This is a genomic window from Pedobacter roseus, from assembly GCF_014395225.1.
Classification (GTDB): domain Bacteria; phylum Bacteroidota; class Bacteroidia; order Sphingobacteriales; family Sphingobacteriaceae; genus Pedobacter; species Pedobacter roseus.
Genome location: NZ_CP060723.1, coordinates 6,269,578 through 6,283,760 on the forward strand (window position 1 = coordinate 6,269,578; position 14,183 = coordinate 6,283,760).

14 protein-coding genes are annotated in these 14,183 nt (G+C 37.9%); 8 read left to right on the forward strand and 6 right to left on the reverse strand.

Features of this window, described 5'->3' with window-relative positions; all coding sequences use genetic code 11:
• Positions 1-24 precede the first annotated feature (24 nt).
• From H9L23_RS26045 to H9L23_RS26055, 3 genes are all read right to left on the reverse strand, one after another.
• The gene (locus tag H9L23_RS26045; RefSeq protein ID WP_187593008.1) at positions 25-531 is read right to left on the reverse strand and encodes a hypothetical protein; all 507 of its coding nucleotides are present in this window, start codon (positions 529-531) and stop codon (positions 25-27) included.
• 275 nt (positions 532-806) lie between these two features.
• On the reverse strand, positions 807-1,391 hold the full coding sequence (locus H9L23_RS26050) for a hypothetical protein (protein WP_187593009.1): 585 nt from the start codon (positions 1,389-1,391) through the stop codon (positions 807-809).
• 6 nt (positions 1,392-1,397) lie between these two features.
• On the reverse strand, positions 1,398-2,399 hold the full coding sequence (locus H9L23_RS26055) for an alpha/beta hydrolase (protein WP_187593010.1): 1,002 nt from the start codon (positions 2,397-2,399) through the stop codon (positions 1,398-1,400).
• Positions 2,400-2,690: 291 nt separating this feature from the next.
• Between H9L23_RS26055 and H9L23_RS26060 the strand changes: the two genes are divergently transcribed.
• The 5 genes from H9L23_RS26060 to H9L23_RS26080 all read left to right on the forward strand — a co-directional run bounded on the left by H9L23_RS26060 (position 2,691) and on the right by H9L23_RS26080 (position 8,027).
• Positions 2,691-3,662 (forward strand): polyprenyl synthetase family protein, encoded by a 972-nt coding sequence (locus H9L23_RS26060; RefSeq protein ID WP_187593011.1) that lies wholly within the window; start codon positions 2,691-2,693, stop codon positions 3,660-3,662.
• On the forward strand, positions 3,662-4,717 hold the full coding sequence (locus H9L23_RS26065) for a TerC family protein (protein ID WP_187593012.1): 1,056 nt from the start codon (positions 3,662-3,664) through the stop codon (positions 4,715-4,717). The genes H9L23_RS26060 and H9L23_RS26065 overlap by 1 nt, the downstream gene beginning before the upstream one ends.
• A 398-nt stretch (positions 4,718-5,115) precedes the next feature.
• Entirely contained in the window at positions 5,116-6,564 is a 1,449-nt protein-coding gene (locus tag H9L23_RS26070) for a M28 family peptidase (RefSeq protein ID WP_187593013.1), read from the forward strand.
• Between the two features lie 234 nt (positions 6,565-6,798).
• Complete coding sequence (locus H9L23_RS26075) at positions 6,799-7,635, forward strand: M23 family metallopeptidase (RefSeq protein WP_187593014.1); 837 nt, start codon at positions 6,799-6,801, stop codon at positions 7,633-7,635.
• Between the two features lie 2 nt (positions 7,636-7,637).
• The gene (locus H9L23_RS26080; protein ID WP_187593015.1) at positions 7,638-8,027 is read left to right on the forward strand and encodes a bactofilin family protein; all 390 of its coding nucleotides are present in this window, start codon (positions 7,638-7,640) and stop codon (positions 8,025-8,027) included.
• A 40-nt stretch (positions 8,028-8,067) separates the two neighbouring features.
• Here H9L23_RS26080 and H9L23_RS26085 read toward each other — a convergent pair whose 3' ends face one another.
• Together H9L23_RS26085 and H9L23_RS26090 are read right to left on the reverse strand one after the other, a co-directional pair.
• Entirely contained in the window at positions 8,068-8,496 is a 429-nt protein-coding gene (locus H9L23_RS26085; RefSeq protein WP_187593016.1) for a CBS domain-containing protein, read from the reverse strand.
• A 203-nt stretch (positions 8,497-8,699) separates the two neighbouring features.
• Positions 8,700-9,707 carry an IS110 family RNA-guided transposase gene (locus H9L23_RS26090; protein WP_187593017.1) on the reverse strand — a complete coding sequence of 336 codons (1,008 nt, stop codon included), beginning with the start codon at positions 9,705-9,707 and terminating at the stop codon, positions 8,700-8,702.
• A gap of 462 nt (positions 9,708-10,169) precedes the next feature.
• Here H9L23_RS26090 and ahcY point away from each other — a divergent pair, with 462 nt between their 5' ends.
• From ahcY to H9L23_RS26105, 3 genes are all read left to right on the forward strand, one after another.
• Positions 10,170-11,486 (forward strand): adenosylhomocysteinase, encoded by a 1,317-nt coding sequence (ahcY, locus tag H9L23_RS26095; protein ID WP_187593018.1) that lies wholly within the window; start codon positions 10,170-10,172, stop codon positions 11,484-11,486.
• A gap of 380 nt (positions 11,487-11,866) precedes the next feature.
• Entirely contained in the window at positions 11,867-12,643 is a 777-nt protein-coding gene (locus H9L23_RS26100; RefSeq protein ID WP_187593019.1) for an alpha/beta hydrolase family protein, read from the forward strand.
• Between the two features lie 29 nt (positions 12,644-12,672).
• The gene (locus H9L23_RS26105; RefSeq protein WP_223191018.1) at positions 12,673-13,014 is read left to right on the forward strand and encodes a DUF6370 family protein; all 342 of its coding nucleotides are present in this window, start codon (positions 12,673-12,675) and stop codon (positions 13,012-13,014) included.
• A gap of 127 nt (positions 13,015-13,141) precedes the next feature.
• Here H9L23_RS26105 and H9L23_RS26110 read toward each other — a convergent pair whose 3' ends face one another.
• Entirely contained in the window at positions 13,142-14,122 is a 981-nt protein-coding gene (locus H9L23_RS26110; RefSeq protein WP_187593020.1) for a polysaccharide deacetylase family protein, read from the reverse strand.
• Positions 14,123-14,183 lie beyond the last annotated feature (61 nt).

Below are 14,183 nucleotides of genomic sequence, written 5' to 3' on the forward strand. Positions count from 1 at the left end.
ATCGAATAACTTCGTAAGCCTGTACTAAATTTCTGAAATCATTTTCTTCGATTTTCCCCATTTATAAGCTACGGATAACATCATGGTTACCACTGCGATCTGCAGTATGATTACAGCTTTAGATACGATTGTTAAAATAATGAAGTTTTGTTTGAATTGATCGATTTTGGGTTGTATCGACAGTGGGGGATAAACCGTCCAGCCGTTAATATTGTGATATGGATTAAAAAATGGTAAAAGCTGAACAGCCAATGATGCAAGAATGATTAAAATAAATCCTAAAAAGAAAATAAATGAGCGTTGAATTTTTCTACAAAATGAATATTTAAGCTCCTTAAAATAGTAAAGAAAAAATGAAATAATGGTAAAAAAGGATATCCATGCATGTTCTGCTTTAACAACGAAATAAGTGTCATGAAGATTAATATCCAGGCCAGAATTTCCCAGTAGTATGATGAACATATAATATGATACTACTGCACAGCCCAAAAACCATGCTATTTCAATTAATAAAGGTTTGAGATTTTTCATTGGTTTGAGGGAGAAAGTTTAGATGATGTTTAAAACTAGTAAAAGTATTGTGAATCCTAATAAATGTGGGGCAAATAACCACCAGTTTTTTGTTCTAATGCTTTTATAGAGATTGAATAAAATTAATATAAAACTTATTGGTACCAGTAGCAATATAGATATAACATCAAGGCTTGGTGTACAGGTACCTGAACGAAAATACCTTATGCAGATTAATATCGAACAGATTACAAAAATATAGTAAAGGATACGGAAAAGTATTTCTTTTTTCGATATTAATCCGATGCCCCGGCAAAGCCATCTTTTATGGTTAATCTAGTAATCCATATTAGCGATTTATTTGGGTTAAACTCTATTTTATCAATTTTACCACCGCACCGCACAAAAGAATTACCAAAAGAAGCCGGATTAACTGGCTTTTTAAAAATGATATTTTCGAAACATAAAATATAGGTTCCCTCTTTATTGGTTGCGGTGATAAAGGCGTCTTTTGCTAATTTAGCATCGGAAAATTTAACCGCATTTAATGCCCCTTCTTTTTGTGTAACCGGATGGGAAGAAAATAAGATTTTATGTCCTTTGTATTTGCTTATAGCTTTTTCCAATTGTTCAAAAGTCATTAAGCGCTGGGTTACCATACCTGACGCCGACAAAATATTAGCATATAAAACTATTGCCCTATAATCTGAGGTATCCTTTTCTGATGATGACAAAAGATCAGATGAAATTCTATAGGCATTTTTCCAATCTTCTGCCTGTAGGTAGGGGATTAGCTTTTTAAAATCATTATAACTTACTGTTTGCGCCTGGCTTTTGATAAAACAGAATAAGATAAGAAGGAGTGAGAGCCATTTTTTCATTTTGATTTATTTAGAAGTTTCTAAAGATATTTTTAGGATATTCTTTATATATAGATTTATTGCCTTTTCTACACCCGGCAAATCTTTCGAAGTAATATAAGAACCCATTACATGGTTACCTGCATTGGGTATGGCTACTTTTTGTTTTAAGTTATTTGGCGTACCCAGTTCATCATACATTTTCAGCATGGCATCTACCCGGACTACAGGATCTTGCTCGAGCTCATTCTTATAGTAATAAAGTAGTAATACAGGTTGTTTTACTTTTTTAAAGGTCGGTTTGAGCATGCTACTTTCTATAAATTCTTCCAGTTCTACCAACGATTCTAGCCGGTAATTGGTGTACCAGTATTTTTTGTATTCGTCGGTGCGGTCATCTACTTTACGTTCGTCGCCTCCCACTACTTTACGGGCAATCTGTAAGCCCCACGGGTTGTTTAAAAGCCATGCATTTTTATCGTTAATGGCCACATTTGGCGACATTAAAATCAAACTGTTAATTTCCGGGTAGGTTGCCGCTAATTTTAGAGCCACCGTTCCTCCGGTAGAAGTACCTACTAAAATTACCTTTTTGCCCAGTTTTTTGCCAATGGCATAAGCCTGTTTACTGGTTTCCCAAAGGCGGTCGGCCGTAAAATATTGCATGGGTGCCAGGGTATCAATACCGTGATCGGCCAAACGCGCGAGGTATAAATTGGCATGTAATTGCTTAGCTAAATCTAAATGTACCGGGTTGCCTTCTGTTTTTGATGCCGAAAAACCATGTAAATACACAATGGCATATTCAGTTTGCTGGTGGAGGCTATCGGCCCATACAATTTCGGCTTCGTTGCCGGGTTTTATTTTATGCATGGATTCGATACTGGCTACATAGCTGTCAAGGTCTTCCAGATCGGGCACTTTGGTCAGCTCCTCACTAAATACTGGCTTTTTGGGTTTTGGTCCTAACAAATAACCAGCAATAATGAATGCCGAAAGGCCAATAATTACTTTGTAGCGTTTTTTCATGCCATTAAATATTGGTTTAAATGTAAAATTTGAATTTAAATAAAGCTAATTTTTAGGGGAATTAATTCTCGCTTTGAGGGGTGCTCTTTACCTGCACTGCCCCATCATGTTAAACCTAATAGCGCCAAATAGCCCACAGCCCGAAGCATGAGGGCGAGGACTATGGGCAATAGCAGGAGCAAAGATGTTAAAGATTGCTATCCTTTGCTTTTCAAATCCTTAATAATAAGATTGCAGATTACCTTTTTATGGGAAATTAGCTTAAGTTTGCAATCAAAATTTTTCGACTTAATGCCGGGAATCGAACAGATAAAAACACCTATAGCTGCTGACATTAAAGCGTTTGAAAAAACCTTTAAGGAATCGATGCATAGCGACGCACCGTTGCTGGATAGGATTACCCATTATATTGTAAAGCAAAAAGGCAAACAAATGCGGCCGATGTTCGTGTTTTTTGCAGCTAAATTGTGCGGTGGAATTACCGAATCAACCCACCGTGGGGCCGCCCTGGTGGAGCTTTTACATACGGCTACTTTGGTACACGATGATGTGGTGGATAACGCTTATGAGCGCCGTGGCTTTTTCTCTATCAATGCTTTATGGAAAAATAAAATTGCGGTTTTGGTTGGCGATTACCTGCTGGCCAAGGGATTGCTGCTTTCGGTAAACAATAACGAGCATCGTTTGTTACAGATTGTATCAGAAGCGGTGAAACAGATGAGTGAAGGAGAGCTGCTGCAGGTAGAAAAGGTACGGAGAATGGATATATCGGAAGATTTGTATTTTGATGTGATCCGCCAGAAAACGGCTTCGTTAATTGCCTCCTGCTGTGCTGCGGGTGCTGCTTCGGCTGGTGCTGATGATGCTACGATAGAAAAAATGCGTTTGTTTGGAGAAAAAGTGGGGATTGCCTTTCAGATTAAAGATGATACCTTCGATTTTGGAACCGATGATGTTGGCAAACCTTTGGGCATAGATATTAAAGAAAAGAAAGTAACCTTGCCTTTAATTTATGCCTTAAATAAAGCGGAGAAAACAGAACGTAAAAAAATGATCAACCTGGTGAAAAACCATCAGGACGATCCGGTTAAAATACAACAGATTATTGATTTTGTAAATGCCCACCAAGGTGTGTATTATGCCAATGAGAAAATGTTGGAGTATCAGAATGAAGCATTTAATATTCTGCACAGTTTTGATGCAGGTGAAGCCAGAACAGGTTTAGAACAGCTTGTACTGTATACCACTGAACGTAAAAAATAATGGGTAACGAATTACTTTTTAGCTTAGGTTTTCTTCTTTTTATTGTACTGATTCTTGCTTTAGACCTAGGTCTTTTTAGCAGGAAAGAGCATGTAGTGAGTTTAAAACAAGCAGGGATAATGAGTTTGATTATGGTTGCCCTGGCCATCGGCTTTTATTTTATCTTACTAACTGAGGGACATCAACTGCACGGAATTAAGGATTTTGCCCACCTGCAAGAGATTGTAACCAAACACCAGCATCATATAAAATTAATTCCCGGCGATTTTGAAGGGAGTTTGGCGGTTTATAAGCAAAATCTCGGACTGGAGTTTTTAACGGGTTACGTAATTGAGTATGCACTTTCGGTAGATAATATCTTTGTTATTGTACTCATTTTCTCTGCATTTGCGGTCGAAGAAAAATATTATCACCGCGTATTGTTCTGGGGGATATTGGGTGCCATCATTATGCGTTTCATCTTCATTTTTGTGGGCGCGGCACTGATTACCAAATTTGCCTGGATACTTTATGTTTTTGGTGCTTTCCTGGTGTTTACTGGCGTGAAGATGTTTTTCAGCAAGGAGGAAGATGATAAGATTGATCCCGAAAATCACCCTGTGGTGAAATGGGCATCGAAAATATTTTCTATTCATCCAAAATACGAGGGTAAAAACTTCTTTGTTAAAATAGACCATAAAACATTTGTTACACCATTATTTTTAGTGTTGCTGATTGTAGAGTTTACCGATCTGCTGTTTGCGGTCGATTCTATTCCAGCTATTTTTGCCGTAACCAAAGATCCTTACATTGTATTTTTCTCTAACATTTTCGCCATCATGGGCTTGCGGTCTATGTTCTTTTTATTGGTAAATATTATTCACAAATTCCATTATCTAAAAACAGGTTTGGCATTTTTACTGGCTTTTATAGGAGTGAAAATGTTAGGGCATACTTATCTGGAAAAATGGGGATTTACCACTGAGCATTCATTAATTGTGATTCTAAGCATCCTGGTGATCAGTATTGTAGCCTCGTTAGTTTTTCCGAAGAAAAAGGCACATGTAAAACCTTAGTTTATGTTTGTCATTCTGAGGGATAATTTATTGTATAAAAGTCAATATGAATGGACAGATGGATAAAGAAGCTGAATGGTCTCGAAGTTTCGTCATTTCGACCGCAGTGGAGAAATCTTTTAAATCTGATTTCAATAACTTGGTACAAAGATCTCTCCACTTCGCGTTGCTCCGGTCGAGATGACGGCCAGTCTATTGGAATCTGTTAATGCTACCACAGCGAAGAATCTCTTGCTACTACAGGAAAGCGTTTCATAGGTTGCAGATGCTTCGTGCCTCAGCATGACAGCATATTTAGAGTTGGTACGAGAAAGAAATGTTCGCGCCAAAGCAAAATAAACGTTACAGCTCTCAATCTCTACCGAAAATTTGTACTTTCAGCAGATAAACTAAACCTAATGAAATACCTTTTCTCTACCGCCCTTCTTTGCACCACTTTATTTGCCAATGCACAGGATAAATTCGGAGATGTTTTTGCCAAAATCAATACCGATGTACAGCAAAACTCAAAAGCTTACCAAACCCTTAAATACGAAACCGAAACCATCGGTCACCGTTTAACAGGCTCTGCAAATGGGGCAAAGGCTGAGCAATATGCTTTCGATTTATTAAAATCTTATGGTTGCGAGGTAAAATTTCAACCTTTTGAAGTAGAAAGCTGGGCCCGGAAAACCATCAGTGTAGAAATTGGTGCTGATAAAAATAGCCTTGTTAAAATGAAAGCCGTTACGCTGGCGCATTCGCCGGTAAGTGCCGATATTACAGGTGAAATTGCAGATGCTGGTAACGGGTTGGAAGCAGATTATCAGGCCAGCCCGGAAAAGTTTAAAGGTAAAATTGCTTTGATTTATCTGGGTGTATTACCAGGCTCTCCGGCAGGAACAAAATCTTTGCACCGCTCAGAAAAAACTGCTATTGCCACAAAATATGGAGCCATTGGTGTAATCATTATTAATACGGTAAAGGATGGTGTGCTTTTAACAGGAACGGCATCAGTAACGGGTAAATTAATTCCAATCCCTGCAGTTTGTATTGGTTTGGAGGATGGAACGGCTCTGAAAGAGAAAATTAAATCGCAGCCACAAACAGCGCATATCGCCATGACGAATTTCTCTGGTTTGATCAAAGCCCGAAACGTAGTCGCTACTTTTAAGGGAACAGAATTACCAAAAGATAAAATTGTTGTCGGCGGACATTTAGACAGCTGGGATTTAGCTACTGGCGCTATTGATAATGGAATCGGTTCTTTCGCCATTATGGATATGGCACGGACGTTTAAAAAGTTGAATTTAAAAAGCAAACGTACAGTAGAATTTGTTTTGTTTATGGGTGAGGAGCAAGGTTTGTTGGGTTCTAAAGCTTATATCGACCAGACTAAACAAGACGGAACCTTGAACCAGGTAAAGTTTATGTTAAACTACGACATGACCAATGATCCGAAAGGTTTTTCTACTTCACGTGCTGAAATGAAGGAGCTTTTTACATCCTGGGGAGCTGATATTGTAAAGATTGATACCGGATTTAAAAACCTGTTTAATGCTGGTGCAGGTTTGCACAGCGATCACCAGCCGTTTATGTTAGCGGGTATTCCCACGGGTGGTGGTTTCGGTGGTAAATTGCCAAATAATTCCGGACCCTTTTACCATTCTGATGGTGATAGTTTTAAACTGGTTGATGAACAACAGTTAAAAAATACGGTGCGCTACAGTGCCATGTTAACTTATGCATTAGCCAATACACCAAAAATTCCGGTAGGTGTTCAAGGTGAAGAAGAGTTAAGGGTTTTCTTAGAGTCGCAGAATTTAAAAGAAGCTTTAACTATTGCAGGTGAGTGGAGGTGGAAGTAACCTTTGGGTTGATTACATCGATTTAGAGATTGCCCCGATTCATTGTGGATAAACCCTTTTTTTCTGCCGTAATGCAGGAGTTTTATTTACGATGAGCGCATTTTGGTACAGAGATTAACTTAATGTTAATTGATATATTTTTTTACAATTGGTGTTAAGCTTGTACTTTGTTTTTGACTATGTGGTTGGATATCATATATTTGTTTTCGTGCCAAACAGAAAAACAGTGTCAAAATGAACAGAAAACGGAATAAAACAACCGTAATTTTTGTAAGTAAAAATCAAAATTCGAGCAAGCCCATTCAGGTTCCAACAGCTTACGTGGTCCATTGGAAAAAATATATTTTAGGCATCCTCGGGTTATTTTTAATCCTTGTGGGCAGTATATTTTACCTCATCCGAAGTAATGCCAATACCGAACTGACAAAGAATAAACTTCAGGCTGCGCTTCTAAAAAGTAAAGGCCAGTTATCGGTTATTGATACCTCCTCGCTTAAAAAACATTATCAATCGATAGATAAGAAATTACTAACGATTAATAAATACCTTAAAGCGCGTGGACTAAAGCCGATTTTAACAGGCAATGAAGGTGGAGAACAAAGTGATGATGTTTTATCGAATGAAGAAATCAGCGAATTTTACGATAACTACCTGAGTAAAATTACTTACAATGTAGCTTATACCCCAATGGGTTACCCGCATTTAGGTACCATTACATCCGGTTTTGGTCATAGAGAAAACCCTTTTACCGGAGAAAATGTAGAAACCCATAAAGGGTTGGATATCAGGGCCAATTATGGCGATCCGGTTAAATGTACGGCAAATGGTAAAGTGATTTTTGCGGGTAAACGCGGTGCCTATGGCAACTGTATCATACTAAAACATGGCAATGGCTTTGAAACTTATTATGGCCACCTTTCTAAAATTTTGGTTGAAGAAGGCGAAAATGTTATTGCCGGTAATAATATTGGCAAAGTAGGCTCAACCGGGCGTTCAACGGGCCCACATTTACATTATGAAGTACACCAAAACGGTAAAGTTATCAATCCAAGATCCTTTTTAACCTTGTAGACATGTTCAAGAAAAACAACCAGATAAAAGACCTCAATCAGCAAGAAATTTCTACAATTATAGGCCTTGGTTTTACCATTACCGGCGAATTAAAAGGAAAAGCAGTAATCAGGATAGATGGAACGGTAATCGGTAATGTAAATGTTGAAGGTGGTATTGTTTTAGGTGAAAAAGGAATGATAAAAGGCGACATCCAAACCGATTCTGCCATTATTTATGGTAGGGTTAACGGAAATGTAAAAGCACTGAACCTTGAAATAAAAAAAACAGGCAAGGTTAACGGCGACATTAAAACAGAAGCCATTGAAATTGAGATGGGTGCACAGTATAACGGTAAACTCGAAATGCACCAATCTGGTAAAACTGAGGAAAAAGTAGCAGTGAAAGCTTAAGTATATCTACTGGTTGATGTCTCACCATCCAACACCATCACTACCCGCTAATATAGCTTTCCAACTGCGAAATGGTCTGTTTTTGGTCGGCAATAATAAATTTTACCACATCACCGATTGATACCATACCTTTTACTTCACCGCTTTCTACAATCGGTAAATGGCGGATGTGTTTATCCGTCATCAGTTCCATACAATGATCAATACTGTCGCTAAATTTGATGGTAATAGGATTGGCTGTCATCGCTTCTTTGATTAAGGTATCTTTTGATGATTTCCCTTGCAGGATGATTTTTCGGGCATAATCGCGTTCGGTGAAAATGCCCCGAAGCTGCCCATCTTCCATCACCAATACGGCACTGATATTTTTTTCTGTCATTACTTTTAAGGCATCCAGAACAGAAATATTTTCAGATACGGAGATAATGATAGCCTGTTTGGTATCAAGTAAGTGTTTTACGCTTTTCATAATTGTTAATTTGGTTATAACAATTTAAGAAATAATTAGCTGTAAATCAAAGTTTTATTTTGTGTTTTGAAGTTTTAAAAGAAGTCAAGTTTTTAATGTGCACCTTGCCATGTCAAACTTGACTTCTTTGGAAGCCATACCGCAGCACCTGATTAATCTAAACCTGTATTCTATGGTTAATCCAAGCAATTTCTTATTTTTTTTTATGCGACCAATTGATAGTCTTTTACATATGGCCTGTCATTCGCTACAGCCGAGAATGCCCTACTGACAAGCTTATTTCTAAGTACATTCAAGATTGATGAATGATGTTTCCCTTCTTTTATTTTTCTATCATAATATCTCTTAAATTCATTGTCTTTTTTAATGGTGTTCAATGCGCACATTGTCAATAAGGTTTTGATCCGTTTATTGGCCAGGTGACTGACCTTGGGTTTTGTGTTAAGGGTTGTTCCCGATTTTTTACCAAAAGGGGCCAGGCCGCAGTAACAAGCAAACTTTCTTGGGTTATCAAATAGGGAAAACCCTTGGGTAAGAACCACAATGAACATTGCGGTCTGTGGTCCGATACAATATACTGAGTTGACGAGTCTATATTGTTTTTCCAATAAGGCATCCTCCTTTACATAACACAAAAGTTTTTCCTCTAACAAACTTATCTTATTATCATATTCGTTGATTAATGCCTTTCTGATTTGCAGGGTGAACTTAGCAGATTCCCTGTCAAATTCCTCAAGCTCTCCACAAACATTCTTCAGTGCGGTCTGTTGCTTTACCAGCTGTCTCCTGCATGATAATAGGTATTTGATCTTGCTTATCGTCTTGCTGGGCATACTAAATAAAAAGGCTTTCCGCCTATGGATAAAACCATATTCTGCTATAGCTGCAGCATCTGCCTTGTCTGACTTACCTCTTTTGAGCCCCAGGGACCGCTTTAATCTGAGCGCATTCTCAACCCAGAGGTTTCCACCCTGATCACTAAAAAAAGTACACGCAGGAAGTGCATAGATTCCAGTATCTTCTGCGCAAAAGAACATATCTGATATGGACAGTTTGGTAAGATGATGGATCCAGGTAATCATCTCTGTATAGCCAGCATCACTGTTGGCAAAAGTGCCATGGAAACATTCATCGGGATCCTCAGCAAGAAAAAAGACTACATCTGTTTTCAGTTTTGAAATGTCGATGCCTGCAAATAATTTGTAATTCATAAATTTGGTTATCTTAAGTTGAGATTAAACCTTCATGTTGAATAAAACTAAATCCCTTAATGGTCCTGCCAGACTAAAATTCTATATGGTTCTTGTTCAACAAACGGCAGTGCTCTAATACAGGTTTTAGATCTTTAATCTAGACAGAGTAATAGTGCAGCACTGCCGTTAAGGTTTTATATATTCAAAGTTCATATATTTTTAAGTACTCACAAACCTAAGGGACAGGAATGGCAGCCTCCGATTCTTCATCGGAGCTATAATGTATGGCAGGGCCGAAGCTGATCTAAGAACTACAGGACTTGCTTTCCAAAAAAAAATAAATAAGATATGAAGTTTTCGAACTTGGTTATAAGAAATCGCATCACTATTTTACAATCCTCAAACCAGCTTGCTCTTTTAATTATTTGGCTTTCACAAAGGGATGCCGTAACTTTGCATCACATTTAAAAACAAATAATTATGTCATCAGTAGAGACAACTTACATTCCTTACAAAGTTAAGGACATTTCACTGGCAGAATGGGGCCGTAAAGAAATCGAATTAGCCGAAGCAGAGATGCCAGGTTTAATGAGTTTACGTAAAGAATTCGGTCCAACACAACCATTAAAAGGTGCGCGCATTGCAGGCTGTCTGCACATGACCATCCAAACGGCTGTATTAATCGAAACACTAGTGGCCCTCGGTGCTGAAGTTACCTGGTCATCTTGCAATATTTTCTCAACACAAGACCACGCTGCTGCTGCAATCGCTGCTGCGGGTATTCAGGTTTATGCCTGGAAAGGTTTAAATGAAGAAGAATTCGACTGGTGTATAGAGCAAACTTTACACTTTGGTCCGGAGCAACAACCATTAAACATGATTTTGGACGATGGCGGCGATTTAACCAATATGGTTTTTGATAAATATCCTGAGCTGATTGCAGCAATTAAAGGTTTATCAGAAGAAACTACTACTGGTGTTCACCGTTTATACGAAAGAATGAAAAACGGAACATTGCACTTACCTGCAATTAACGTTAACGATTCAGTTACCAAATCTAAATTCGATAACAAATACGGTTGCCGCGAATCATTGGTTGATGCGATCCGTCGTGCTACCGATGTAATGATGGCTGGTAAAGTGGCTGTTGTTTGTGGTTATGGCGATGTGGGTAAAGGTTCTGCAGAATCTTTAAGCTCACAGGGTGTACGTGTTATTGTAACTGAAATTGACCCAATCTGTGCTTTACAGGCTGCAATGGAAGGTTATGAAGTTAAAAAATTAGCTACTGCCATTACAGAAGCTGATATCGTGGTAACTACTACAGGTAACTGTGATATCGTTCGCGAGCAACACTTCAGGGCATTAAAAGATAAAGCGATTGTTTGTAACATCGGTCACTTCGATAACGAAATCGATATGGCCTGGTTAAACGGTGCTTATGGCGATACCAAAGTGGAAATTAAACCTCAGGTTGATAAATATACCATTGATGGTAAAGATGTAATTATCCTGGCTGAAGGTCGTTTAGTTAACTTAGGTTGTGCAACTGGTCACCCAAGTTTTGTAATGAGTAATTCATTTACCAACCAAACTTTGGCTCAATTAGAGCTTTGGACTAACACTGGTGCTTACGAAAACAAAGTTTATACTTTACCTAAGCATTTAGATGAAAAAGTAGCACGTTTACACTTAGAAAAAATCGGTGTAGAGTTAGATGTTTTAGATCAACACCAGGCTGATTATATCGGCGTACCGGTAGAAGGTCCTTTCAAAGCAGATACATACAGGTATTAGTCCTGAGTCTTCAGTCGAGAGTCTGGAGTCGATTTTATGAAGAGGGATGTGCAGATTTGCATATCCCTTTTTTATTCCCCTCTCCCAGAGGGGTGTCCGCAGGACGGGGTGTCTGTATGTGTTTTTTGAAAACGTTGGTTCCTGTTCTCTTCGGGTGCTTCAGCCCTGCTGTCCACTTTATCCCGAGGAAGAATCGGGATGTTCGTTTCCATCAGGTTTATTTACAGCGGGTTGTAGTCCTTTTGCTATTGAAAACTTACATTTGAAAAAAAATCTTAATGAAATATTTACTCTCTATATTAATTTTGTTATCGGGTTTTGTTGCACATGCACAGGTTAAAGTAGAAAATGATCAGCTTTTTGGAAAAGACTGTTTTTACATGCAAAGCTTACCAACAGAAGTTAAAATTAAGGGTATATTATTTTTGGTTCCCGGCTTTTTAGAGTCTCCAACCGCCGTTATGGCCCAATCATCCATTGTACAAGAAGCAAGTAAGAATGGATTAGCTGTTATAATGGTTAATCTTACACCCAATAATGAAAGTTTTCCAATCGACAAAAAATCTATTCATACATTAGGTAATATGATTGACGATTTTTATCACAAGAATAAAATTTCATTAGATTTAGACCTTTATCTTGGTGGATTTTCTATCGGGGGTACAACAGTATTAAAGTTTTATGCCGAAAAGTATAAAACATTAAAAATAAGTAAGGTTTTTGCCATTGATCCTCCTTTGGATATGGTTAGGTTAAGAAAATCATTATTAAAAGGGCGGGAAAAAAGTTTTGTAGCTAAATTAGATACCTTAAATACTGAGCATAAAACACAAGAAGAAAGTTTAAAAGAGCAATCGGTTTACAATCCGGATTATACCAACTTAAGCATGCTACCCGATTATCGATTAACTGCCTTAAGAATTTACAGCGAGCCCGATATTTTGTGGTGGATTAATAACAGAAGCATGGATTTGTCGGATATGAATGTAACAGATTGCGCAGGATATATCAATAAATTAAAACAAAAGTCAGAAGAAAATAAGGTAGAACTCATTTTAACTAAAGATAGGGGAATAAGAAATAATACACAAAAGCATCCGCATTCCTGGAGTATCGCAGAACCAACCGATTTAATCGCCTGGTTGTTGGCAAAATAAGTTAATTTTGAATAAAGATTTAGAAAATTATGAAAAGTATTATATTAACATGCTGTATCGGTTTTTTTGCATTTATGGCTCAGGCCCAAACCACACCTCAAAAAACTGCAGCAGCAAAAGTAATTACCAAACAGGTAGTAGACATTGCCTGTGGCGAATGCCAGTTTAAAATGAAAGGTAAAGATTGTGAGCTAGCAGTGAAGATAGACGGCAAACCCTATTTCGTTGATGGTAAAGGCATTGATGATTTCGGTGATGCACATGGCGAACATGGTTTTTGCAATGCCGTGAGTAAAGCAGAAGTTACCGGCGAAATTGTAAACAACCGATTTAAAGCAAAAGAAATAAAGTTATTGCCGGTTAAAAAGTAGTTTTGCCGCAAAAAAACGCAAAGCTTTTCGCAAAGATGCGCTAAGGTTGATTAAAGAAATATCTGAACCCAGCTTTGTGCGCTCTGCATTTTTCTCTGTGTTCTTTTAGGTTAAAAATGAGATAAATTTATTCAAATTCTTTTTCTAAACCCTGCCTTAAATCAAAAAGCAGCCATTGTTTATTTTTCACATCAGCTTGTTTCGTTTTTAGCAACTGTATAAAATCTTTCACCCCAATTTCTTCATTTCCATTTCCATGGATCAGTACAATGCTGCCCGCGTTTGGTTGCTGTCCTTTGGCCAACCAGGCATCACTTCCAACGGGGATTAATCCATAAGCTTCGATTTTTTCAACAATTGCTTTATCTGATACCAATCCCGGGAAACGGAAAAATACCGAAGGGGTTAAACCGTTTTTAAGCATCAGTTTTTCGTTTTCCAATACTTCTATATCTAAGTTGGTTCCCGGAGCCAACAGGAAATTTTCAGCCAAAGGCAGTTTATTTACTTCGTGGTTGTAAGTATGGTTTACCCAGGTAATATTCAGTTCCTTTTTCTCCACTAAACTTTTTAACCAGTTCAGGTCATCCGGGTGTTTTAACATCCATTTACCCGAAACGGAAACTGCTAATGGGGCGGGCTGCTCTGTCTTTTTAAATTCATCAAAAACCGATTGGAAAATAATCCGGTCTAAAGCCTTATGCGATGGACAAAGATCGATGGTCAGCGTAATGCCTTTTTCATTAGGGATGGCGTGGTCGATCCCTGCGTTTTGCAACTGCAGATCTTTAGCAGCTGCGGCTTCGATTGATTTTATATAAGCTGTGTTTTTAAAAATCGCTAATACATTCTGAAACTGCAAACTGCTGGTGGTATAATTACTGGCCAGATCTACTTTAGTATCTAAAGTTTCGGGATTAACCAGCAATAAATATTTTTGGTTATTTGCAGAAAAACTTCTGAGCGCAATCAACTTCTCATTATTACCTGTTGCCAGGGCAAAACTTACCTTATAGCGTTTAATATCTTCAAAATTTTGTGCTAAAATTTTAATACAAAAAAAGCAGCTATAAAAAACAATGAGGAGCAGACGTTTAGATAATTTCATATTTCCTTATTTAAAATCTTTCTAATTTAGCGCAAATCCGTTATCTTTACAAGCATCGCCA